The organism is Winogradskyella immobilis, assembly GCF_021887715.1.
Taxonomy (GTDB): domain Bacteria; phylum Bacteroidota; class Bacteroidia; order Flavobacteriales; family Flavobacteriaceae; genus Winogradskyella; species Winogradskyella immobilis.
This window is the reverse complement of sequence record NZ_JAIQXX010000003.1, coordinates 178,161-200,112: the sequence shown is the minus strand read 5'-3', so window position 1 is coordinate 200,112 and position 21,952 is coordinate 178,161. Positions and strand designations below refer to the sequence as shown.

Annotated in this window: 25 protein-coding genes; 12 read left to right on the top strand and 13 right to left on the bottom strand. The window is 31.3% G+C overall.

Translation table 11 applies throughout. The features are described 5' to 3' along the window. The first annotated feature begins 57 nt into the window (after positions 1 to 57). The gene (locus K8Z87_RS03890; protein WP_227476206.1) at positions 58 to 2,478 is read left to right on the top strand and encodes a TonB-dependent receptor; all 2,421 of its coding nucleotides are present in this window, start codon (positions 58 to 60) and stop codon (positions 2,476 to 2,478) included. Between the two features lie 134 nt (positions 2,479 to 2,612). Here K8Z87_RS03890 and K8Z87_RS03885 read toward each other — a convergent pair whose 3' ends face one another. Next, positions 2,613 to 3,758 carry a cysteine desulfurase family protein gene (locus K8Z87_RS03885; protein WP_227476170.1) on the bottom strand — a complete coding sequence of 382 codons (1,146 nt, stop codon included), beginning with the start codon at positions 3,756 to 3,758 and terminating at the stop codon, positions 2,613 to 2,615. Between the two features lie 90 nt (positions 3,759 to 3,848). Between K8Z87_RS03885 and K8Z87_RS03880 the strand changes: the two genes are divergently transcribed. Then, on the top strand, positions 3,849 to 4,775 hold the full coding sequence (locus K8Z87_RS03880) for a hypothetical protein (protein ID WP_227476169.1): 927 nt from the start codon (positions 3,849 to 3,851) through the stop codon (positions 4,773 to 4,775). Here K8Z87_RS03880 and K8Z87_RS03875 read toward each other — a convergent pair. Both K8Z87_RS03875 and K8Z87_RS03870 read right to left on the bottom strand, forming a co-directional pair. Then, positions 4,772 to 5,332 carry a Smr/MutS family protein gene (locus tag K8Z87_RS03875; protein WP_227476168.1) on the bottom strand — a complete coding sequence of 187 codons (561 nt, stop codon included), beginning with the start codon at positions 5,330 to 5,332 and terminating at the stop codon, positions 4,772 to 4,774. The two genes, K8Z87_RS03880 and K8Z87_RS03875, sit on opposite strands and share 4 nt — an antisense overlap. Next, positions 5,322 to 5,543, bottom strand: a complete 222-nt coding sequence (locus K8Z87_RS03870; protein WP_227476167.1) for a hypothetical protein — start codon at positions 5,541 to 5,543, stop codon at positions 5,322 to 5,324. The genes K8Z87_RS03875 and K8Z87_RS03870 overlap by 11 nt, the downstream gene beginning before the upstream one ends. 46 nt (positions 5,544 to 5,589) lie before the next feature. Here K8Z87_RS03870 and K8Z87_RS03865 point away from each other — a divergent pair, with 46 nt between their 5' ends. The 4 genes from K8Z87_RS03865 to K8Z87_RS14005 are packed head-to-tail and all read left to right on the top strand — an operon-like array spanning position 5,590 to position 6,973. Beyond that, positions 5,590 to 5,883, top strand: coding sequence for a DUF2752 domain-containing protein (locus tag K8Z87_RS03865; protein ID WP_227476166.1), 294 nt, complete (start codon positions 5,590 to 5,592; stop codon positions 5,881 to 5,883). Positions 5,884 to 5,901: 18 nt separating this feature from the next. Beyond that, positions 5,902 to 6,234, top strand: a complete 333-nt coding sequence (locus tag K8Z87_RS03860) for a CCC motif membrane protein (RefSeq protein ID WP_227476165.1) — start codon at positions 5,902 to 5,904, stop codon at positions 6,232 to 6,234. A 9-nt stretch (positions 6,235 to 6,243) separates the two neighbouring features. Continuing rightward, positions 6,244 to 6,549, top strand: coding sequence for a CD225/dispanin family protein (locus K8Z87_RS03855; protein ID WP_227476164.1), 306 nt, complete (start codon positions 6,244 to 6,246; stop codon positions 6,547 to 6,549). After that, entirely contained in the window at positions 6,515 to 6,973 is a 459-nt protein-coding gene (locus K8Z87_RS14005; protein WP_407704195.1) for a DUF2752 domain-containing protein, read from the top strand. Before K8Z87_RS03855 ends, K8Z87_RS14005 begins: the two co-directional genes overlap by 35 nt. Here K8Z87_RS14005 and rocD read toward each other — a convergent pair. The 3 genes from rocD to K8Z87_RS03840 form a co-directional block, all read right to left on the bottom strand. Beyond that, positions 6,970 to 8,214, bottom strand: a complete 1,245-nt coding sequence (gene rocD / locus K8Z87_RS03850; RefSeq protein ID WP_227476163.1) for an ornithine--oxo-acid transaminase — start codon at positions 8,212 to 8,214, stop codon at positions 6,970 to 6,972. The two genes, K8Z87_RS14005 and rocD, sit on opposite strands and share 4 nt — an antisense overlap. Before the next feature lie 214 nt (positions 8,215 to 8,428). After that, positions 8,429 to 8,812, bottom strand: coding sequence for a DUF6768 family protein (locus tag K8Z87_RS03845; protein WP_227476162.1), 384 nt, complete (start codon positions 8,810 to 8,812; stop codon positions 8,429 to 8,431). Between the two features lie 64 nt (positions 8,813 to 8,876). Further along, positions 8,877 to 9,428 carry an RNA polymerase sigma factor gene (locus K8Z87_RS03840; protein WP_227476161.1) on the bottom strand — a complete coding sequence of 184 codons (552 nt, stop codon included), beginning with the start codon at positions 9,426 to 9,428 and terminating at the stop codon, positions 8,877 to 8,879. 250 nt (positions 9,429 to 9,678) lie between these two features. Here K8Z87_RS03840 and rlmD point away from each other — a divergent pair, with 250 nt between their 5' ends. From rlmD to K8Z87_RS03825, 3 genes are read left to right on the top strand one after another with little or no spacing between them, the layout of a single operon-like run. Then, a complete protein-coding gene (gene rlmD / locus K8Z87_RS03835; protein WP_227476160.1) occupies positions 9,679 to 11,091 on the top strand; it encodes a 23S rRNA (uracil(1939)-C(5))-methyltransferase RlmD in 1,413 nt (470 codons plus the stop codon). Positions 11,092 to 11,111: 20 nt separating this feature from the next. Next, positions 11,112 to 11,657, top strand: coding sequence for a DUF6452 family protein (locus K8Z87_RS03830; RefSeq protein ID WP_227476159.1), 546 nt, complete (start codon positions 11,112 to 11,114; stop codon positions 11,655 to 11,657). Then, entirely contained in the window at positions 11,623 to 12,375 is a 753-nt protein-coding gene (locus K8Z87_RS03825; protein ID WP_227476158.1) for a DUF6048 family protein, read from the top strand. Before K8Z87_RS03830 ends, K8Z87_RS03825 begins: the two co-directional genes overlap by 35 nt. On the opposite strand, the gene holA is transcribed toward K8Z87_RS03825, so the two are convergent. Continuing rightward, on the bottom strand, positions 12,372 to 13,376 hold the full coding sequence (gene holA, locus K8Z87_RS03820) for a DNA polymerase III subunit delta (protein WP_227476157.1): 1,005 nt from the start codon (positions 13,374 to 13,376) through the stop codon (positions 12,372 to 12,374). The two genes, K8Z87_RS03825 and holA, sit on opposite strands and share 4 nt — an antisense overlap. A gap of 81 nt (positions 13,377 to 13,457) precedes the next feature. Here holA and K8Z87_RS03815 point away from each other — a divergent pair, with 81 nt between their 5' ends. The 3 genes from K8Z87_RS03815 (at position 13,458) to K8Z87_RS03805 (ending at position 15,862) form a co-directional block, all read left to right on the top strand. Continuing rightward, positions 13,458 to 13,907: a type I restriction enzyme HsdR N-terminal domain-containing protein gene (locus tag K8Z87_RS03815; protein WP_227476156.1), complete on the top strand. Its 450-nt coding sequence runs from the start codon at positions 13,458 to 13,460 to the stop codon at positions 13,905 to 13,907. After that, entirely contained in the window at positions 13,908 to 14,900 is a 993-nt protein-coding gene (locus K8Z87_RS03810; protein ID WP_227476155.1) for a glycosyltransferase family 2 protein, read from the top strand. It abuts the gene before it with no gap. A gap of 107 nt (positions 14,901 to 15,007) precedes the next feature. Beyond that, positions 15,008 to 15,862: an OmpA/MotB family protein gene (locus tag K8Z87_RS03805; protein WP_227476154.1), complete on the top strand. Its 855-nt coding sequence runs from the start codon at positions 15,008 to 15,010 to the stop codon at positions 15,860 to 15,862. Between the two features lie 64 nt (positions 15,863 to 15,926). On the opposite strand, the gene K8Z87_RS03800 is transcribed toward K8Z87_RS03805, so the two are convergent. From K8Z87_RS03800 to K8Z87_RS03775, 6 genes are all read right to left on the bottom strand, one after another. After that, on the bottom strand, positions 15,927 to 16,523 hold the full coding sequence (locus K8Z87_RS03800; protein WP_227476153.1) for a vWA domain-containing protein: 597 nt from the start codon (positions 16,521 to 16,523) through the stop codon (positions 15,927 to 15,929). A gap of 91 nt (positions 16,524 to 16,614) precedes the next feature. Further along, entirely contained in the window at positions 16,615 to 17,697 is a 1,083-nt protein-coding gene (locus K8Z87_RS03795; protein ID WP_227476152.1) for an AMP-binding protein, read from the bottom strand. Beyond that, the gene (locus K8Z87_RS03790; RefSeq protein ID WP_227476151.1) at positions 17,697 to 18,659 is read right to left on the bottom strand and encodes a CPBP family intramembrane glutamic endopeptidase; all 963 of its coding nucleotides are present in this window, start codon (positions 18,657 to 18,659) and stop codon (positions 17,697 to 17,699) included. Before K8Z87_RS03790 ends, K8Z87_RS03795 begins: the two co-directional genes overlap by 1 nt. Then, positions 18,656 to 19,690: an o-succinylbenzoate synthase gene (locus K8Z87_RS03785; protein ID WP_227476150.1), complete on the bottom strand. Its 1,035-nt coding sequence runs from the start codon at positions 19,688 to 19,690 to the stop codon at positions 18,656 to 18,658. The genes K8Z87_RS03790 and K8Z87_RS03785 overlap by 4 nt, the downstream gene beginning before the upstream one ends. Positions 19,691 to 19,709: 19 nt before the next feature. Then, positions 19,710 to 20,447: a class I SAM-dependent methyltransferase gene (locus K8Z87_RS03780; RefSeq protein ID WP_227476149.1), complete on the bottom strand. Its 738-nt coding sequence runs from the start codon at positions 20,445 to 20,447 to the stop codon at positions 19,710 to 19,712. A gap of 18 nt (positions 20,448 to 20,465) precedes the next feature. Continuing rightward, on the bottom strand, positions 20,466 to 21,947 hold the full coding sequence (locus tag K8Z87_RS03775) for an NHL repeat-containing protein (protein WP_227476148.1): 1,482 nt from the start codon (positions 21,945 to 21,947) through the stop codon (positions 20,466 to 20,468). Positions 21,948 to 21,952 lie beyond the last annotated feature (5 nt).

The following is a 21,952-nucleotide window of genomic DNA, read 5'->3' as shown; positions in this document are numbered from 1 at the left end:
ATCTATTTGAAACCATTACATTTTTTACTTTCGGTTAGTTTATTATTCATCATTTCAATGGGTTATTCTCAATCTGCAACCATAAGAGGTGTTATTTTAGATGAAAACAATTCCCCGTTAGATGCCGTAAACATAAAAACCAATACCAATCAAGGAACAACCTCAAATATTAATGGTTTTTACGAATTAAAGATTACTGCCAATACCGAAGTTATAATCACCTTTACTCATTTATCTCATAAAAAAGTTGAAGTTAAATTCAATCTAAAAAATGGGCAAGAAATAGAGTTTAATCCGGTTTTAAAAACAGATGTAGAACAAATAGCAACTGTTGTTATTAATACAAATACGCGTCAAAGTGTTGAAGGTGTTACTAGTATATCACCAGAATTGGTTAGAACTATTAAAGGTGCGCAACCTGGTGTAGAAAACATATTAAAAACTTTACCAGGAGTTAATATCTGGAATGAGTTAAGTACGCAATACTCTGTACGAGGTGGTAATTTTGATGAGAATTTAGTTTATGTTAATGAAATTGAAGTATATCGTCCTTTTTTAATTCGATCAGGAAATCAAGAAGGTTTAAGTTTTGTAAATACCGATTTGGTACAAAATGTTGATTTTTCTGCTGGAGGTTTTCAAGCCAAACATGGAGATAAACTCTCTTCCGTTTTAGATATTACTTATAAAAACCCTGTTAAATTTGGTATAAGAACAGATTTAAATTTATTAGGCGGTAGCCTTGCTGGAGAAGTTATATCTAAAGATGGAAAGTTCTCCGCCATAACAGGTTTACGCTATAGAAACAATGGCCTTATATTAAATTCTTTAGAAACTAATGGTGATGTAGAACCTATTTTTGCTGATGCGCAAACCTATTTAACGTATCGCTTTTCAGATAAATTTCATCTTAATTTTTTAGGTAATATTTCATTCAATCAATATAATTTTAGACCAAGAGATCGACAGACTAATTTTGGGACTATTGATGAACCTATAGCTTTGTTAATTAATTATGAAGGTCAAGAGCAATACGAATACCAAACCAATTTTGGTGCGTTTAAAGCCAATTACTTTTATAATGATAAGCTTACACTAAAGCTTATCGCTTCTACTTACCAAACAACGGAGCAAGAGTACTTTGATATTTTAGCACAATACCGACTAGGTGAAGTTAATACCAACATTGGTGATGAAGACTTAGGAGATGTAGAATTCAGTGAAGGCATTGGATCTCAACTTACACGTGCACGTAACGATTTAGATGCTTTAATTGTTAATGTAGAACATCGAGGAGATTATAAAGTCGACAACGAAAGCACAATTGAATGGTCTGCGAAATACACACACGAAGATATAAGAGATCGATTGGTAGAATCAGAATTTATTGATTCTGCTGGGTTTTCTATTCGACCTCCAAATATAAGTCAACCTAACTTTCAACCCGATGTTCCGTTCAGAGGTCCATTAGTGGCTTTTGAAAATATTAGAGCATTTAATGAAGTTACTATAAATCGTTTTCAATTTTCTGCTCAGTTTACTAAAAAAACGACGACTGATAAGGGACACGAAGTCTTTTACAACCTAGGTTTAAGAACTCACACCTGGAATGTTAATGGAGATGATTTTGAAACTGTATCACAAACCGTTATTAGTCCACGAGGACAATTTGCTATAAAACCAAATTGGGAGAAGGATATGCTCTTTAGAGTAGCAGGAGGTATTTACAATCAGCCTCCGTTTTATAGAGAACTTAGAGATTCTACCGGAACTGTTCAACCAAACGTGAAAGCTCAAAAGTCTTTTCATATTGTTTTAGGTAATGAATATAGTTTTGAAATGTGGGGTCGCCCTTTTAAATTGGTTTCCGAAGCTTATTATAAAGGTTTATCGGATGTCAATACCTACACTTTAGAAAATGTACGTATTAGATATAGAGCTAATAATAATGCAGACGCATTTGCTTATGGATTAGATTTAAGACTTAATGGAGAATTTGTGCCAGGTACAGAATCGTGGTTTAGTTTTGGATATTTAAAAACCGAAGAACGTACTGATGGGCAATCGTATGTAGCTAGACCAACAGATCAACGTTTAAAATTTGGTATTCTATTTCAAGATTATGTACCTAATATTCCTGATTTAAAAATGTATCTCAACTTAGCCTATAATACTGGTTTACCTGGAGGATCACCTAGTTTTGCAAACCCTGAAGAGTTTCAGTTTCGCTTACGTGATTATAGACGTGCTGATTTAGGAATTTCTTATGTTTTAGTTAACCCAGAACGTATCTACAACTCGAGATGGAAGCGCGCTTTTAAAGAATTATCTCTCGGTTTCGAGATTTATAATCTCTTTGACAATCAAAATGCTATTACTAATACATTTGTTAGAGATGTTAATTCGCAAACTCAATTTGCTGTTCCCAATTTTTTAACGCCTCGTGTTTTTAATTTAAGATTAGCTGCTAAGTTTTAAAATTGATGACTAAAAAAAAGAAAAAGATCTTTATAATATGTCTCATTCTAATTTTGTTATTTTTAATATGGGCTGAGTTAGGAGTTGGTATATTTGGATCTCCGTTTGCCGGAAATTAGTCGTAAATTGATTCATTATGCTTTTGCAAAAGCACATAGTGTATCAACAACATAATCTATATCTGCTTTTGTATTATAAATACTCATAGAAAAACGTACTGAAGGCTTATTCAATAAATTAATAGGTAACACTTCTGTTAATACATGAGATTGCATAGTACTTCCACTTTGACAAGCACTTCCTTTAGAACACGCAATCCCTTTTAGATCGAGTTGAAATTGCAGCATAGCAGCTTTCTCAGTTGCAAATGGCAAAGATACGTTTAGCAATGTATAGGTGCTTAAATCTAAATCGCCAGAGGCGCCGCTAAAATGGCAACCAGGCAATTTATCATTAAGCTGAGTTATAAAGTAGTGTTTTAGTTCTTTTATATATTGTTTTTCAGTATCAAGATTTGTGTAAGCTAATTTTAAAGCTTCGTCCATACCTACTATATTATGTATAGACTCTGTACCAGCTCTATAGCCACGTTCTTGTTCTCCTCCAAAAATTAAAGGCTTTAAACCTGATTCTTTTCTAATAAAACAAAACCCAACACCTTTTGGCCCATGAAATTTATGCGCACTAGCGGCAAGAAAATCTAATTTTACAGTACTCAAATCAATCAGGTAATGTCCTACAGATTGAACCGTATCACTATGAAATAATGCATTGTTTGCTACACATAAATCGGAGACGCGTTGTAAATCTAATATATTTCCAACCTCATTATTAATATGCATTAAGGATACTAATTTTTTAGAATCATTCTGTAATAAGGTTTCTAAATGGGTGTAATCTACAATACCATTAGGCTGTAAATTGACATAATTTATTCTAATATCGTATTCCTTTCGTAACTGTTCTGCTGTATGCAATATGGCATGATGTTCTATACGAGAAGTAATAATTTCGACAACACCTAAATCGCGCACAGCACTACGCAACGCTAAATTATCGGCTTCTGTACCACCAGATGTAAAAATAATTTCGGCCGCAGATACATTAAAATAAGATGCAATCGTTTTGCGGCATTGTTCTATTAATGATTTTGACGAACGTCCAAAACTATGCGTAGATGACGCGTTACCAAAATTATCTCTTAATGCAGCTGTCATTTTATCAATAACTTCTGGACGCAACGCTGTCGTTGCTGCATTATCTAAATATACGTTTTGCATGTTACAAAAATAGTACAATAAAATTATTTGTAATATGCGACGTTATAATTTTACAAATCCATTATTTTTGTCCTAAATCTATATAAAGATATGCGTAACCTTTTAATACTTTTTTGTATTTCTTTTTTAATAACAGCTTGTGATGATGGAGATATTATTACCGTTTCTCTAGATTTTGATCAAGAACTTGAACGTTGTGAAAATGACACACAGTCTTATCTTTTTTTTGATACGCGAGTTGATCCTAGCGAATCTTTATCGCTTATCATTCCTAGAAATGATGCTAATGAGTTACTTTTTAGTGAACCAACACCTATAGATCAACCTGTAACAATGGACATTAATGGAAACACTGTCCGTTTTAACTATAGAACCTATAACAGAGATATAATTGGAGATGAATTATGTAATATTATACCTTCATCGGATTTAATTATCAATGAAGATTTTGAATCACCAGCTGGGACTGTAGAAATCACATCGACTATCTTTGATGATGATAATGACGGAGTGCCTACTGCATTTGAAGGAGCTGATCCAAATGGCGACGGAGATTTTTCAGACTCTTTAGATACTGATGGTGATGGTCTTTTTGATTATATAGATTCTGACGATGATAATGACAATGTGCCTACAATTAATGAAATTGATAATAGTGACGGTGATGATGACCCAAATACAAATCCCATGGATACAGATGGAAACGGAACTCCTGACTATTTAGATGATGATGATGATGGAGACATGGTATTAACGCGTTTTGAAGATGAAAACACTAACGATAATCCGCGTGATGACACTGCTAATAATGCTGAAGGAGTTTTAGTACCACATTATCTTAATGACCAAGAAACTGGTGAATTTACCAATGTTAATACTATAACTACAACTTATACTAGAATTGTATTTACCAATTTTATTGTTAGAGATGTTGATATAGAAATATTAAGAACAGATATTATAAACCTCGGTACTTTAGAAAGCACAATAACACTGCCAGAAGAAGATGACAACTAAGGTTTTATATTCTGAAATATTTTAACTTCTGTTGCCCCTAATCCATAAGTTTTATAATCGGCATCATAAAATGCAACATTGTTATATCGACTTAAAAGTGTATGTAGTTCTAATTTAAGTACTCCTTCGCCTACTCCATGTATAAACACTATATTTTGCATACGTTGTCGTATAGCAAATTCTAATTGTGCTCTTGCTGTATCTAACTGTTTATTAAGCATATCAAAATTGGTAAGGCCTTTTGTAGAATCTGTTAATTGGTGAATATGTAAATCGACCACAAACATAGGTCTGTTTCGGTCCTTAGGTTTTACCGTAGGTACTTTTCTTTTTTTTGATCCTTCTTTTTCTTTTGTAATTTCTGATATAGATCGATTAGAAAACGAAGCTAAATTTACATCGTCTTTAGTGTTTAGCTTTATCAATTCATTAGGTGAAAATTCAAATTCAAAACCATCTTCAGATTCTATAGAAATAGTATTGTCTACAATACATATAACCGTTCCTATTACAGCATCGTCAATTGTTTCAACTCTATCTCCAACTTTAATCTTCATCTTCAATAGGTTCTGTTTTTACAAAACTTTCTTCCTGTGGATTGTCAAATTTACTTGGTACGTTTCTAGAGGTTCTATAAATACCTATCATTAATAAAGCTGCTCCTCCAATTAACAAGTATACATTTTGTTGCTCGCCTGCTTGGGCATATATAGCAACTGCTCCGCCAAGAATAATGCATACTGTATTTATAATTCGAGATATATTCATACTACAAAAGTACAATATTATTAAACGGCTTACTTATATTTGAATTATGAAATTAGTACTACTTCAGATCGAAGATTACATGCTACCATGCTTATGGAAAAAAACATTTAATGTCGATTGTATGGGTTGTGGTATGCAGCGTTCTATAAATCTTATTTTAAAAGGGCAATTTATAGATGCATTTTACATGTATCCTGCTATATATACTTTAATTTTAATGATTGTATTTCTTATTTTACACATTAAATTTCAATTTAAGATTGGTCATAAAATTTTATTAGGGTTATTTATCATAAATATTAGTATTATTGTAATCAGTTATATTTTAAAAACATTTTAAACTTAAAAATCAACTTCGATGGAAAATCAACAATTACCTAATGCAACGCTAGTCTTAGTCATGGGAATATTATCAATAGTAGGTTGCTGTTGTTATGGAATACCAGGATTAATTTTTGGTATTGTTGCTATTATACTAGGAACAAAAGCTACTAAAATATACAAACAAGATCCGCAATTATACACTGGTTATGGTAATGTACAAGCTGGTAAAATAATGGGTATTATAGGTGTAGTATTAAGTGTTTTAGCTATAATATATATGTTATGGGTAATTTCTTATTTTGGATGGGAAACATTACAAAATCAAGAATTAATGCAAGAACGCATACAAGAAATGATGGGGCAATAAACTATAACTATGGAAAACCAATCAATATCTTCTGGACAAATCCCTAAAAGACCTAATAATTATCTTATTCTAGGAATTATCACAACGTTTTTATGTTGTAATGTTACTGGAGTAGTTAGTATTATATATGCTGCTCAGGTAAATGCAAAATGGGAAGGTGGAAATTATGAAGGTGCTATAAGCGACTCTAAAAATGCAAAATTATGGGGACTAATAGGTCTTATAGGCGGTTTTGTTCTTATAGGGTTTGTAATGCTTATTTATGGTGCCGCTTTAATAGCTGCATTTAGTTCTGCAGGCAGTTATAATTATTAATATTACTAAGACATATAAATATTTAAAATACGGATATCCCTTACTAGGGATACTCGTATTTTTTTTAATCAAATATTATTATAATAACGATCCAGAAGTCGCTAATGGAGAAGGTTTTTTTCCAAAATGTTATTTCTATCTCGCAACTAAATTACATTGCCCTGGCTGTGGAAGTCAACGTGCAACTCATGATTTATTACATCTGCGCATAGGACAAGCATTAAAGCATAACATTGTTATTATCATTATCGCTATTGCCTTATTTTCAAAAGCATATGCAATTCTATCAAAAAAATACTTTCCAAAGTATTATTACAATTTAGGACACAAATCCTACTTTACATATGCAATTGTTGTTGTTACATTTGCTTATTGGATTCTTCGTAACTTACCTTTTTTCCCTTTTACAGAACTAGCCCCTTAATTTTCAAAAGCCTTTAAAGTCTTAATTATAATAGACACACAGTCTAATAATTGTTCTTTATTCATTACCAAAGGTGGTGCAAAACGAATAATATTACCATGTGTTGGTTTTGCTAATAAACCATTATCTCTGAGTGCTAAACATATATTCCAAGCAGTATCGCTTTCTTCGGTATCGTTAATTAAAATAGCATTTAGTAACCCTTTTCCTCTAACGCTATTTACAATAGTAGACTTTTCTATATATTTTGACAATTCTGCTCTAAATAGTTCTCCTAATTCTTGAGCATTATCAGCTAAATCTTCATCTTTAATCACTTCTAAAGCGGCTATTCCAACAGCAGCAGCAATAGGGTTGCCTCCATAAGTACTACCATGGTTTCCAGGTTTAATCACATTCATTATCTCATCATTTGCTAAAACCGCAGAAACAGGATATGCGCCACCAGATAATGCTTTTCCTAAAATAAGAATATCTGCAGTTACATTTTCGTGATCTATGGCAAGCATACGACCAGTACGTGCTATACCTGTCTGTACCTCATCTGCAATAAATAATACATTATGCTTTTTGCATAATACCTTAGCAGCGGTTAAATAACCTTCACTTGGCACATAAACACCTGCTTCTCCTTGAATAGGCTCAACCAAAAAACCAGCCACATTAGCATTGGATGTTAAAGCATCTTCTAAGGCATTGAGGTTATCGTATTCAATTTTAATAAATCCATCGGTATAAGGTCCAAAGTTTTTACGAGCAACAGGATCATTAGAGAATGAAATAATTGTTGTGGTACGCCCATGAAAGTTATTTTCGCACACAATAATTTGTGCTCTATTTTCAGGAATTCCTTTTACTTCATAAGCCCATTTTCTACAGAGTTTTAAAGCAGTTTCTACGGCTTCAGCACCTGTATTCATTGGCAACAACTTATCAAAATTAAAGGTCTCAGCTGCCAATTTTTCAAAACGCCCTAACATATCATTATAAAACGCTCGAGAAGTTAACGTTAATGTTTGCGCTTGTTGCGCCATAGCATTAACAATCTTTGGGTGACAATGCCCTTGGTTTACTGCTGAATACGCAGATAAAAAATCGTAATATTTTTTTCCTTCTACATCCCAAACATATACACCTTCTCCCCTACTTAATACAACTGGTAACGGATGGTAATTATGTGCTCCATACTTGTTCTCTAAATCTATCGCTTCTTGCGATGTTAATTGGTCTAAAACAGCCATTTTTTAATAATTTTAAGGTTTATGTCTTAATTAAAAGACACTGTTTGACACTTTTAATAAAATGCAAACATTAATAATCAAATCTCGCTTAGCGAGTTCCTTATCTACCTTTATCCTTTCAGAATCCCAATATTATCGGGGCGAAAATTCAGCGTGGGAAAGAAATCATCCCTAGAGCTTGCAAATTACTAAATATTAGTTAACACAAAAAATGTTATTCTGAGATTTTATGAGACAATGATGAGATTAAAATTTCAATGCGTTTTATTTCATTCAATACTCTATTCTTATCCACTTGCATCCACATATACAATTTAATCATTGATGACATGCTAATAAAAATAAATCCTCCTGCTACCCATTTTATAAGTTCATTAATATCATCTGTATTAAAAAATTGTACAACACAATACACAAATAGCCCAAAAGCACCTAAGCTTACAATATTCATAAGTATAACGATCCACGAGTTTTTGCCGTTGAAAATTTCTACTAATGAACCAAGTATATTTTTCTCATCTAAATCATCATAAAATTTAGCTTCCTCTTGCGTTAATGTCTCTTTAATTAATTGATCTATGTTTTCATCAGTTTTCATAATAAAATGTGTTTATCGTTTTCACTCACATTTCGACTGCGCTCAATGTGAAAATAAAAACTTATTAATATTCTTTTTTTATGTGTTTTAATTGTTTTTTTAAATGTTCTCGAGCATGAAACAATCTTGACTTTACAGTACCTACAGAAATATTGAGTCGTTTACTGATTTGACGTAACGAATACGATTCTGTATAAAACAATTGTATTACCACTTGTTGATTTAGGGGTAATTCTTTAATTGCCTTTGATAATTCTTGTTTCAGTTTTAGGTTTTCTTCATAAGGTGTTTCTGCTACTATGTCTTGCTTATAATCCTGAAAATGCTCTCGCTCTTTAACTTTATTTCGTAAATGATCTAAAGACTTATTAGTTACAATACGCAATGCCCAACTTTTAAACTGTTGTGGCTCTTTAAGCTGTTCTATTTTATTCATAATAATCTGCCAACTCTCCTGTGCTATATCTTTTGCTACCGCTTTATCTTTAACCAACCAATAAGCCTTATTACAAAATTGTTTATGCCAGCGTTTTACCAATTTTGCAAATGCTATTTTATCACCAGATATAATCTGAGTCACTAGCAGTTCATCTATTTGTTGATGCGGTTTTTGCATTATTTGGTTAGGTTTCTATTTCTAAGACGTAGAACTTCAAAAAAGGTTCAATCTATTCCCACGATTTATGCTGAACTTGCTTCACTAAAGTGGGAATCTTATCACTAAAGTGGGAATCTCAGCGCAAATTCCAATAACTATCGGGAGGAATTTCATTATACGTTAAGAATACAAATTCACTAATATCTATCACTTTAAAGATAATTGAAATATTACATATATATTTTATTGGTATTGCTATTTTTGTGGCATGTCTAGAAGAAAAAACAAAAAGCAAGTTTTTACACATGTCGAAGTGATTGATGCTGGTGCAAAAGGAAAGTCTATAGCAAAAGCAGAAGATGGACGTGTTATATTTTTAAGTAATGCTATTCCTGGTGATATTGTAGATGTACAAACTTTTAAAAAGCGTAAATCGTATTTTGAAGGTAAAGCCACTACTTTTCATAAACTATCTGAAAAACGTACAGAACCTAAATGCGAACATTTTGGCACTTGCGGTGGTTGTAAATGGCAATCCATGGACTACAAGTATCAATTGGAATATAAAGAAAAAGAAGTTGTAAATAATCTTAAACGGTTAGGACATCTAGACTTACCTGAAATTACACCAATATTGGGTTCTGCTGAGCAGTATTTTTATAGAAATAAAATGGAATTCTCCTTTAGTGATAGTCGTTGGTTAACTGTTGATGAAATTGAATCTGATAAAGATCTTGGAGATAGAAACGCTTTAGGGTTTCATATTCCTGGTATGTGGGACAAAATATTAAATATTAATGCCTGTTGGTTACAAGCTGCCCCATCTAACTCGATTAGAAATGGTATTAGAGATTTTGCTATAGATAATGGTTTAGATTTCTTTAATACACGCCAACAAAAAGGATTGTTACGCACATTAATGATCCGTACTACAAGTATTGGAGAACTTATGGTAATGCTTCAATTTTATGATAATGACCAGGCAAAACGTGAATTGGTATTAGATTATATTGCAGATACGTTTCCTGAGGTAACATCACTACAATATGTAGTGAACCAAAAGGCTAATGATACTATTTACGATCAAGAAGTGATATGCTACAAAGGACGCGATCATATTTTTGAAGAAATGGAAGGGCTTAAATTTAAAATTAATGCTAAATCTTTTTATCAAACCAATTCTAAGCAAGCCTATGAATTATATAAAATAACACGTGATTTTGCAGAATTAACAGGTAATGAGCTTGTTTATGATTTATATACAGGTACAGGAACCATAGCACAGTTTGTTGCTAAAAGTGCAAAACATGTAGTTGGTGTAGAAGCTGTACCAGATGCAATTACTGCTGCTAAAGAAAATGCACAATTTAATGGCATAGAAAACGTTGACTTTTTTGTAGGTGATATGAAAAACGTATTTAATGACACTTTTATAGCAAAACATGGTCAGCCAGATATTATTATTACAGATCCGCCAAGAGATGGCATGCATAAAGACGTTGTTGCACAGATTTTAAAAATAGCTCCAAAACGTGTGGTTTACGTAAGTTGTAATAGTGCTACACAAGCTAGAGATTTAGCCTTAATGAAAGATCATTATACTATTATTAAAACACAGGCTGTAGATATGTTTCCGCAAACACATCATGTAGAAAATGTTGTACTTTTAGAACATAAATAATGACATCACTAAATAAATTAATGAAACCATATAAACCTATTTTCCTCTTATTTATAATCATTGTATTTAATCAAAGCTGTGAACGTGATGATATTTGCACAGATGATACTACACCACGCTTGCTTATTGAGTTTTTTGATATTACAGAACAAGATGTTTTAAAAAATGTACCTCGTCTATCGGTATACGATGTAGATGCAGACCCTGATGATGTAAATACAAACTTTATAGTTAATAATTCTAATGTTAATGCTATTGCATTACCGCTTCGTTTTGAAAATGAAGGAGAATTAACCACTACAGAATATATTTTAGAGCGCGATTCTAATTTAAGATTAGATGATGACCCTAATACAACTTCTAATATGGATACTATAAGAATTACATATACGCCAGAATTTCAGTTTGTATCTAGGGCTTGCGGATTTAAAAGTGTCTTCAATAATATATCTATAGAAGTACTTACAGATGATGATAATTGGATTTTACTCACTAATTTTTCTAATAACTTAACAGAACTAAATGTTGAAGATGAAACAACAACGCACATTAATATATTCCATTAAGTTCATTATTATAGTGCTGTTTTCATTAAATCTAACAGCACAGAATAACACTCAAACTAAAGACACACTTGTTTTTAAACAACGTTATGGGCTTAGGTTTGGTGTTGATTTAGGGAAAATTGGGCGTACCGTTATTGATAATGATTATACAGGTTTTGAAATTAATGCCGATTACAGACTTACAAAACGTCTTTTTATTGCCGGTGAACTTGGTAATGAAGAACGTACAGTAGATGATGATGCATTAAATTTTACAAGTACAGGAACTTATTTTAAAGCTGGTGTTGACTATAATCTATATCAAAATTGGTTAGATATGGAAAATCTTATTTTTTCGGGGTTTAGACTTGGTGTAAGCTCATTTAGTCATACTCTAAATAGTTTTGATGTCACTGACGTTAATAATCAATTTTTTGATCAACAAATTAATATTGAAGATGGTAGAGAGTTTGATGGACTTTCTTCCATTTGGGGAGAACTTATTCTTGGTATAAAAGCAGAACTGCTTAAAAATCTTTTTATGGGTCTTAATGTGCAGCTAAAATTTTTAGTTAGTGATGATCAGCCTAATAATTTTGAAAACTTATTTATTCCTGGTTTTAATAGAACTTTTGACAGTGGTAGTTTTGGATTTGGGTTTGGCTATAACATCCAATATTTAATTCCTTTTTATAAAAAAGATAAAATTGTAGTTGAAGAATCCGCTGAAGGCAATTAGTTAAAAATCTTCACTAAAAGTTCTTTAAGTAAATCCCCTTGTGGTATTGCATTTGCGCCAACACCTTTACTTTTAACATCAAATTCACGCAATGTACTTACCACTCCACTCACTTTTTTCATAGGATAGTTTCGTGCAGCTGTGATGTATTCATTTACAAAATAAGGATTAATCTTTAGTGCTGAAGCTACACTACGCGGTGATTTATCATTTAGTCCATGAAAATGTAATAGTTGAGAGAAGAAGTTAAAGAGTAATGATACTGTTACTACCATTGGGTTATCCTTAGGATTATCCGCAAAATATTTTGCAATTTGGTAGGCTTTAACCACATTGTATTCACCTACGGCTTTTCGTAATTCAAAATTGTTAAAATCTTTACTTATACCTATATTTTCTTCAATATGTTCTGGAGTAATTTGAGTGTCTTTAGGCAATACAATTTTAAGTTTACTTAATTCATTGTCTATTTTTAATAAATCAGTACCTAAGAATTCCACAAGCATTTGTGCTGCTTTTGGAGCTATAGAATATCCTTGACCCGCAAGTACACGTCTAATCCAATCTCCTACTTGGTTCTCGTATAACTTCTTACTTTCATAGACTACTCCAACTTTTTGTATGGCTTTATATAGTGCTTTACGCTTATCAATTTTTTTGTATTTGTAATTAACAACTAATACTGTTGTTGGCTGTAAATTATTTGCATAGTCTGAGAGTTTCTCAATCGTTCTGCTTAAATCTTGTGCTTCTTTAATAATTACAACTTGACGTTCTGCCATCATAGGATAACGCTTAGCATTACTAACAATATCCTCTATACTAATATCTCTACCGTAAAGAACAACTTGGTTAAATCCTTTCTCGGCTTCATCTAAAACATTTTTTTCGATATAGTCTGAAATCTTATCTATATAATAGGCTTCTTCACCCATTAAAAAATAGATAGGCTTTATCTGTCCTTTTTGTATATCTGTAACTATTTGTTTAGCCTCGTTCAAAGTCTATTTACTAAATAAAGATTGTTTATTGGAAGTTCCATGTTTGTAGTTTAACTTTGAAGAAATTAAGCAACTTAATTAGTGCAAGAACTCAACTTTCCAAAGTTTGAATACCGTTTCAAAAGTACAGAAAATAAAGTTTCTATTTTTGATGTTATTCGTAAAAAGTTTGTCAGTCTTCAACCTGAAGAATGGGTACGCCAACATTGTGTGCATTATCTAATTACTGAAAAGAAATACCCAAAAAGCCTTATTAATGTAGAAAAGGCTTTAACCATCAATGGTTTAAAAAAACGCTACGACATTGTTGTCTTTAACACAAATGGTTCTATACATTTAATTGTAGAATGTAAAGCTCCTAAAATTAAAATTGACCAAACCACTTTTGATCAGGTGGCGCGCTATAATTTAGCTTTAAATGCATCTTATATCATGGTAACCAACGGAATTAATCATTATTATTGTCAAATGGATACAGATGCTGAACGCTATGCATTTTTAAAAGATATCCCAGAATATATAAAAACTTAGATGTTTCATTTAAAAGATATCGCTGTAGTTATTTTAAACTGGAATGGTAAAGGCTTACTCAACACCTTTTTACCATCAGTTATAAAACATTCTAAAGATGCTAAAATCTACGTGGTAGACAATGCTTCTACCGATGATTCTGTTGCGTTTCTTGAAACACATTTTCAACAAGTAAAAGTTATTAAAAATACTGTGAATGGAGGTTATGCCAAAGGTTATAACGATGCTATTACGCATATTAAAGAACCGCTTTTATGTCTTTTAAATAGCGATATTGAAGTAACCGAGCATTGGTTAAACCCGATACTTGATCAATTCAATTCAGATTCAGAAACTGTAATTATTCAGCCTAAAATTTTAGATTATAAAAAGAAAACTCATTTTGAATATGCTGGTGCTGCTGGTGGCTTTATAGATAAGTATGCATTTCCGTATTGTCGAGGTCGCATATTCAATACTATAGAAGAAGATACTAATCAGTATAACGACACTTCTACTATTTTCTGGGCTTCTGGCGCTTGCTTTTTTATTCGTAAATCTACTTTTCAAGAATTGAATGGTTTTGATGCTTCTTTTTTTGCACATATGGAAGAAATCGACTTATGCTGGCGTGCATATAATTTAGGTTATAAAGCCAAATATATTGGCAATTCAACAGTCTACCATGTTGGTGGCGCGACTCTAAATACCACAAATCCTAAAAAAACCTATTTAAATTTTAGAAATAGTCTTTATACTCTGACAAAGAATACAGACAAAAATCTATTTGCTAGAGTGTTTTTAAGAATGGTATTAGATGGCATCGCAGGAATTCGTTTTATATTTCAATTACAGTTATTACATTGTTTCTCTATACTAAAAGCACATTTTAGCTTTTACAATGCTCTACCCCGATTATTGAAACAAAGAAAACAATTAAAAAAGCGCTCTAACTATTACAACTGCAACTCTATTGTTTGGTCTTATTTTATAAAGAAAAATAAAACCTTTTAATTGTTTATAAAACTGTTAAAAAAATTGTTAATCCCTGTGATACCCATTGTTCTTTTCAATAATTTTGAAGTACAATTATTTAACCTAGAAAATTATACAATTCAATTATGAAAAAACTAATGTTATTAAGTGTTTGCGCAATGGTGTTGTTGGCATCATGCGTGTCGAAGAAAGAGTACGCTGCACTTGAGGCAAAACAAAAAGAAACTCAAGATTTACTCAATACTGCAACTGTAAAACTAAATGTTTGTTTATCAGAAAAAGCCGCTGCATCTGCACGTTTAGAAGGTTTAAAAGAACAATTAGCAGATTTACGTAAAAGTAATAATGCTTTAATTAAAAGTTCTCAAGATTTAACCGAATTAACGACTAAAGGTGCTACTAACTTAGAAAAATCTTTAGAAAGTTTACAAGAGCGTGATTTAAAAATATCACGTTTGCAAGATGCTATCTCTAGAAAAGATAGTGTAACACTTGCTATTGTTACTAGTTTAAAGAAAGAAGTTGGTATTAACGATCCAGACATTGAAGTTAATGTAGAAAAAGGTGTTGTATTTATTTCTATTGCTGATAAATTATTATTTAAAAGTGGTAGCTATAATGTAACGTCTCGTGCTAAAGATGTTTTAGCTAAAGTTGCAAAAGTAATTAACAGCAAACCTAATTTTGAAGCTATGGTAGAATCGCATACAGATAATGTATCGTATAGTAAACCACCATTATTAGATAACTGGGATTTAAGTGTTAAACGTGCAACTTCTGTAGTTAGAGTTTTAGAAAGTTTAAATGTTAACTCGCAACAATTAATTGCAGCTGGTCGTAGTTCTCATGTACCATTAGTAGATAATGATACTGCAGAAAATAGATCTAAAAACAGACGTACACGTATTGTTGTACTTCCTAAAATTGATCAATTCTATGAAATGATTGAAACAGAAATGAAAAACTTATCTGAAGGTTAATAGATCTTAGATTATAAAACAAAAAAGCCCAATGTTTACATAAAACATTGGGCTTTTTTTATGTTTAATTTTTAATGACTGATATAATTTCTGGAAGAATTGCTAATGCAGATAAAACAACCGCAGCTCCATTTCCTTTATTTTTTGATTTTGCGTCAATAACTAAATTATTATCTACTCTCTTAGCACGTTTTGGCATTCGTATCATTACGACTTTGTTTTCATAGTCTTCCACATAATTCTCTTTTGTATAATCATATGCCAATTCAATACCATCATCACCAAATGTTTTAATACTTGTTTTAGGATGCTCTAGAGCATAAAGTATATTTTTTAAATCTTTAGATTCCGTTTGTTTTAAAACTATTCCATTATAGTTAGAATATGATACGATACTTAAAAAATCATCTTCCTGCATGCGTCTAGACAATAATATAAAAGCTTGTTTAAGTATAATTTTATCTTCTTGTGTAAAATCATCGTTATACGTTTTAACTAAAAACGTTACATTTTGATTATTCTCACTATCTGCATTAAAATGCTCAACAATAAATGTTATAAGACTATCTAAGGTTACAGATTCTGTTTCTACATTTTTTTCTTGGCTGTTTAACTGAACTGCAATTAACAGCGCAGCAACTAGTTGTAATACATTTTTCATCGGTCTGTGTTTTAAAAGTTTCTATAAAACTAAATACAGACTGTTTGTTAAAAAACTGAGAATGCGTGAAGTATACGTTTCGGTGAGTAAACTATGCTAAAGCTTTAGATATAGTTTTAGCACGCTGAATTTTAGAGTTTTGCGTTTCTACAAATGCTTCTAATGCATATATTTTTCTAGGGATTTCTAATTTTTTAAGGTTAGAAAAATCACGGATACACCTATCAATGCTAGCGATGTCATTGCTTGGGTTTTCTATAATAAGAATCAATTTCTCTCCTAAATCGTCATCGGGTTCTGAAGCAATAATAAAACGTTCTTTGATAATTGATTGTAGTTGTTGTTCAATCTGTTCTGGAAATAATTTAAGCCCACCAGAATTGATAACAGAATCGTAACGTCCTAACCATTTAAAAGTAGTTTTGGACTTTAAATCAACAACATCATTCGTTATTATAGATTCCTTTGATAGTTTTAAAGCATTAATAACTAAGCATTGCTTGTCATCAATACTAAATAGAACATTTGGCAACGCTGAAAAGCAATCTTCACCTTTCTGTGATTTAGACGTTATAGGTTTGATAGCAACATGGGTTACTGTTTCTGTCATTCCATAGGTTTCATAAAAGTGATTAGGGCAAGATTCTATTTTTTTCAATACGTTTTGACCAATTGAAGCTCCTCCTATAATAATGGTTTTAATATTTGACAAATACGCTAATGTATTTGCAACTTGAAGCGGAATCATAGCACAAAAATGATAGTGCTTTTTATAATCAAATACAAGATTAGTTGTTGGTGCTATACAATCTATTTCTAAACCTAAAATTAATGCACGAACCAACATCATTTTACCAGCTATAAACTGAGTTGGCAAACAATGTAGAGCAGAATCGCCTGGTTTTAATTTAAAAAAAGAACCCGTAGCAAGTGCAGAGTTCACCATTGCTTGTTTATCTATGGTGATACGCTTTGGCGTACCAGTTGAACCAGATGTTTCTACTTCTATTGTAGCATTGTCATCTAACCAATCTAACAAAAAACGCCCTATAACGATTTTATAATCTTTCTCTTCTTTAACTAAATTATAAGCAAGTTCTTTTAATTGAGATGAATTAAAATGCTGTCCATTATACTTAAAACGATTATGGATATTCGTGTAATTAGGTGTCATTACTCTATGACTTTGTAATCGTCTTTAAGTGGCTCTACTACTGGACCAAATAATTTTTCTTTCCAGTTTTTCCATCCGTATTTTTTTGATAGAATAAATAATATTAAGGGATATATTACAAGCACTGGTGCCGCTATTTCTACAAAACTCACTCTACTAGGGTCTGATATATCTTTTAAAATAGAATCTGTTTGTAATGCTGTCCAATCTGCTGTTACCAATAATGCTGTAAATAAATTATTGGCTGCATGGAACCCTAATGCTAACTCTAAACCTTCATCCATAAGTGTCATTATACCTAATATAAAGCCTGTACCTATGTAAAATATCATTATTACAGGACCAAGTGTGTCTACTTCTGGATTAAAAATGTGTAACATTCCAAAGCCTACAGATGTCAAAACTAAAGGTGCCCATCTGTTTTTAAATATTACTCCTAGTCCTTGCATTAAATAGCCTCTAAAAAAGTACTCTTCAAAACTTGTTTGTAACGGTAATAATAGAATGCCTATAACTGCTAAAATTATAAAAGCTTTAGCGTTAAAATTAAACACATAATCTTCTGGAGTTAAGTAATAATCTAATAATACTAAGCCAGAAGAGATAGTTCCCCATAAAATAAAGATAAACCAAAATCGTTTCCAATCGATCTTATTTCTAGCAGTAGTTAAGCTCTTAAAGGACTGTTTATGTAATAATTTTGCAGATAATATTACACCGACTAAACCTACTGCGAATGAAACAAGCATTAAAAACAGAAATAAATTACTTCCTAACATATCTACCATTCCAGGTATATCAGTTGCCATAGTAGCTCCATTAAAAACTTTAGCAATTAGAAATATCCCTAAAGGTATCGCTCCTATAAATTGCCATGCAATAAATATTATTATAGTTCCTATAATATATCTCCAAGAATCATATAATCCGTTATATGCTTGTTGTATGTAATCTAATTTCATAATTTAAAATTCCAATTAGTGTTTATATTATAATGCAAAGTACCATTTTTTACTAGCAATGGCGAATCAAAGTTATTAGTAAATAAACTTCCTGTTCCGAGCCCTTGAGGCTTGTTGTTCTTTAAAGTATAAGTCCATTGTGCTATGGCATTAAGACCAACATTACTTTCTAAAGCGCTTGTTATCCACCAACCTATATCATACTCTTTTGCAAGGCTTATCCATTTATCACTTCCTTTAAATCCACCTATTAAACTCGGTTTTAAAATAATATATTGTGGATTTATAGTCTGTAGTAGTTCTTTCTTTTTTGTTACAGAAAATACTCCTATTAATTCTTCATCTAAAGCAATTGGTAAAGGAGTCTGATCACAAAGTCTTGCCATATCTTCAAATTGATTGGGTTGAATGGGTTGCTCTATAGAATGTAACTGGTATTCTGATAGGCGTTTGAGTTGCTCTAAAGCTTCAGAAGGTTTAAAAGCACCATTAGCATCTACTCGTAATTCTATATCAGAAATAGAAAATTCTTTTCTAATCGTTTTTAAAATATTCAACTCCGTTTGAAAGTCTATTGCTCCGATCTTTAATTTTATACATGTAAATCCAGCTTTGATTTTATCCTTAATTTGTGTTCGCATAAATGCTTCATCTCCCATCCAAACCAAGCCGTTAATGGCTATATTATCTTCACCTGAGGTAAACCAAGATGGAAACAACTGAAACGGAGTATTGCTCTCTAAAGATTTAAATGCCATTTCTAAACCAAATTGAATACTCGGAAATTCAACAAGTGCATCAATTAATTCATCTAATCCTAAATCTATGTTTTTACAAACCCAATTTAATTTGCTTTCGTAATCTGGACGATCATCAATAGATAAGCCTCTTAAAATACCACACTCACCAATACCCGTTTTTTCTTTATGATTAATAATAATAAACCAAGTCTCTTTGGTTGTCATTATTCCCCGAGATGTACCGCTAGGTCTTTTAAAATTTAAAATATAACGTTGATAAGTAGCCTCCATAATTATATAGCAAAAATACTCACTTTTTAGGTTTTGTTACAACGCAGAATGTACTTACACCAAAAGGAAAGCTAATTTTAGACAATAGCTTGTTTTCAAGTTTAAGTATGCTATAAAATAAAGTATTACCAACTGGAGTTTTTAGTGTAGACGTATTTGTTTTTGCTTTTGATAAAAACAGTTTGTTGAATAATCGGACTAAAGCTATAGGAAGAAATAATAATGTATTCCAATAACTTGCTTTTTCAATAATAAAGTTTGAAGCGATTAATTTTCTTTTCAAACCTAATTTAGTATAACGTCTATAATGGTTATTTGCTTCATCATGTCTACTCCATAAAAACTGATACGCAGGAACAAAAACGATCAGCTTACCTCCTGGATTTAACAAGTTATACCAATTATGAAGGGCTTGATTGTCATTCTTTAAATGTTCTAAACAATCTGATGCAATAAGTAAATCAAAAGTATGTGAGAATTTAATATTCTGAGCATCCATAATTTGGGTTTGTTTTATCCCCAAAACTTTGCTTCGCTCTATAGCTCGTTCACTAATATCAATACCATGAATATTATTAGCATTAAAACCACAATCAATTAAATCTTGTATTAGTACTCCTGAAGAACATCCAATATCAAGAATTTTACTATCCTTAGATGTTTCATATAGTAACTGTTTTACAAAAGATCTTCGAGCCTTAAACCAAAAATGATGCTTTTCATTAATATGATAAGACGTCTCGAAATTGGTGTTCATGATAAAATTAAAAGTCTTTTATTGCAAAGACATAAATTGTTTTTTCTTTCTTCCTGAACTTACCATAATATATCGGTCTCCTTGATATGCTCCGTAAAACGGAAGATAAAATGTTTTTCCTTTATTATCTTGAATTTTATTATAGGATACTTCTCCTAAAACATCATAGGCAAAATCATATAAAGCTGAAGACTCAAACCAACCTTTAGACACTTTAGTTCTACCGTCTTTTTTCTCTGTTAAGTTTTTACCTGAATTTAGTATTACATGTAACTCATCATTCTTTAAAAACACATTATATGATGGACTAGTAGATCGTTTAAAGATACTTCTTCCCCATTCTAAATTACCTTTAGAAGTAAATTTTAAAATAAGAATATCATTATAGTGATACACAGTAGTCCAATATCCACCACCAGCTCCATTAGACACATATTGTGTAGTGATATAAAACTCTTCCGCTATTAAGTACGAATTACCTTGGTTATCTTCTAAAATATGATCTAAATAAAAACTACTTAATTCTTTACCTTCTTTTTTATTAGCCTTACGATAACCATACAAATCATCATAAACGGACTTTGGCAACACATTTTTATTTTTATTAATAACATTTAATGTGTTTTCATCTATAACAAAACTACATCCGCCTTTAATGCGTCCATCTCTTTTATCTGAATAAAACCCGTACAACTTAAGTTGATCAGATCTATTAATATTCAATGAAGATATAAATTCTGTCTCTAGCTTAATTTCTAAATTATCAACTTTAGATTCTGAAATTTTATTTAGAATAAACTTATAATTTGCTTTATCTTTCTTCTTTTTAGCTTTTCCTTCTAAAAACAATTTACCTACAACATAAACATTCTTAGAATTGTCTATAGCTATATCATTAGGCTCAAAGAATTTTTCTGTACTTTCTTGATAGGATTTTTTATATTCCAATTCTAATGTATTCGCATTAAAGACTCTAACAGTATATGAATTTGAATTCTTTTTAATATTATCTGTTGCTATAACTAACGAACCACCATCTGGTGAAAGTGCAAAACCTGTTTCACGTTTAGAACTTCCTGAAAATAAAGCTTGGTTTTTATCTACTGTTGCAGAAAACAATTCAATTTTTTTATGTGTTTTATCTTTTAAATTAAAAACATGACATGCTATTTTACGATCAAATTTATTTTCTTTAAATAGTGTAAATAACTTTAATTCATCACCATAAAATAAATCTCCTAAATAACTTTCTTTTTTACTTATTTCAATAAGTTTAGAATATGTTTTATTTAAATCTTTATCGAATAAATCAAAAAGTAAATTCTTTTTTGAATCTCTAACTACAGCTGTAACGCCTATCTCTGTTGTATGTAATGCTAAAATTTTATTCGACTTCACATCATCCTTAAACTCTTTGCTCTCCATAACAGACAAACTAGTCGTTTGAGAAAAACTAATTAAAGCTATTAAGCATATGGTAATGGTTAGAAGTTGTTTCATAAATA

What these genes read in the sequence shown, in the direction of transcription:
- K8Z87_RS03890 (WP_227476206.1), top strand. Translation starts at nt 58, where the DNA reads ATGGGTTATTCTCAATCTGCAACCATAAGAGGTGTTATTTTAGATGAA.
- K8Z87_RS03845 (WP_227476162.1), bottom strand. Translation starts at nt 8,812, where the DNA reads ATGAAAACTGATGAAAACATAGATCAATTAATTAAAGAGACATTAACG.
- K8Z87_RS03855 (WP_227476164.1), top strand. Translation starts at nt 6,244, where the DNA reads ATGGAAAACCAATCAATATCTTCTGGACAAATCCCTAAAAGACCTAAT.
- K8Z87_RS03790 (WP_227476151.1), bottom strand. Translation starts at nt 18,659, where the DNA reads ATGAAATTAGATTACATACAACAAGCATATAACGGATTATATGATTCT.
- K8Z87_RS03885 (WP_227476170.1), bottom strand. Translation starts at nt 3,758, where the DNA reads ATGCAAAACGTATATTTAGATAATGCAGCAACGACAGCGTTGCGTCCA.
- K8Z87_RS03810 (WP_227476155.1), top strand. Translation starts at nt 13,908, where the DNA reads ATGTTTCATTTAAAAGATATCGCTGTAGTTATTTTAAACTGGAATGGT.
- rocD (WP_227476163.1), bottom strand. Translation starts at nt 8,214, where the DNA reads ATGGCTGTTTTAGACCAATTAACATCGCAAGAAGCGATAGATTTAGAG.
- K8Z87_RS03825 (WP_227476158.1), top strand. Translation starts at nt 11,623, where the DNA reads ATGAAACAACAACGCACATTAATATATTCCATTAAGTTCATTATTATA.
- K8Z87_RS03780 (WP_227476149.1), bottom strand. Translation starts at nt 20,447, where the DNA reads ATGAACACCAATTTCGAGACGTCTTATCATATTAATGAAAAGCATCAT.
- K8Z87_RS03840 (WP_227476161.1), bottom strand. Translation starts at nt 9,428, where the DNA reads ATGCAAAAACCGCATCAACAAATAGATGAACTGCTAGTGACTCAGATT.
- K8Z87_RS03865 (WP_227476166.1), top strand. Translation starts at nt 5,590, where the DNA reads ATGAAATTAGTACTACTTCAGATCGAAGATTACATGCTACCATGCTTA.
- K8Z87_RS03800 (WP_227476153.1), bottom strand. Translation starts at nt 16,523, where the DNA reads ATGAAAAATGTATTACAACTAGTTGCTGCGCTGTTAATTGCAGTTCAG.
- K8Z87_RS03875 (WP_227476168.1), bottom strand. Translation starts at nt 5,332, where the DNA reads ATGAAGATTAAAGTTGGAGATAGAGTTGAAACAATTGACGATGCTGTA.
- rlmD (WP_227476160.1), top strand. Translation starts at nt 9,679, where the DNA reads ATGTCTAGAAGAAAAAACAAAAAGCAAGTTTTTACACATGTCGAAGTG.
- K8Z87_RS03775 (WP_227476148.1), bottom strand. Translation starts at nt 21,947, where the DNA reads ATGAAACAACTTCTAACCATTACCATATGCTTAATAGCTTTAATTAGT.
- K8Z87_RS03830 (WP_227476159.1), top strand. Translation starts at nt 11,112, where the DNA reads ATGAAACCATATAAACCTATTTTCCTCTTATTTATAATCATTGTATTT.
- K8Z87_RS03880 (WP_227476169.1), top strand. Translation starts at nt 3,849, where the DNA reads ATGCGTAACCTTTTAATACTTTTTTGTATTTCTTTTTTAATAACAGCT.
- K8Z87_RS03805 (WP_227476154.1), top strand. Translation starts at nt 15,008, where the DNA reads ATGAAAAAACTAATGTTATTAAGTGTTTGCGCAATGGTGTTGTTGGCA.
- K8Z87_RS03795 (WP_227476152.1), bottom strand. Translation starts at nt 17,697, where the DNA reads ATGACACCTAATTACACGAATATCCATAATCGTTTTAAGTATAATGGA.
- K8Z87_RS03785 (WP_227476150.1), bottom strand. Translation starts at nt 19,690, where the DNA reads ATGGAGGCTACTTATCAACGTTATATTTTAAATTTTAAAAGACCTAGC.
- K8Z87_RS03860 (WP_227476165.1), top strand. Translation starts at nt 5,902, where the DNA reads ATGGAAAATCAACAATTACCTAATGCAACGCTAGTCTTAGTCATGGGA.
- K8Z87_RS03870 (WP_227476167.1), bottom strand. Translation starts at nt 5,543, where the DNA reads ATGAATATATCTCGAATTATAAATACAGTATGCATTATTCTTGGCGGA.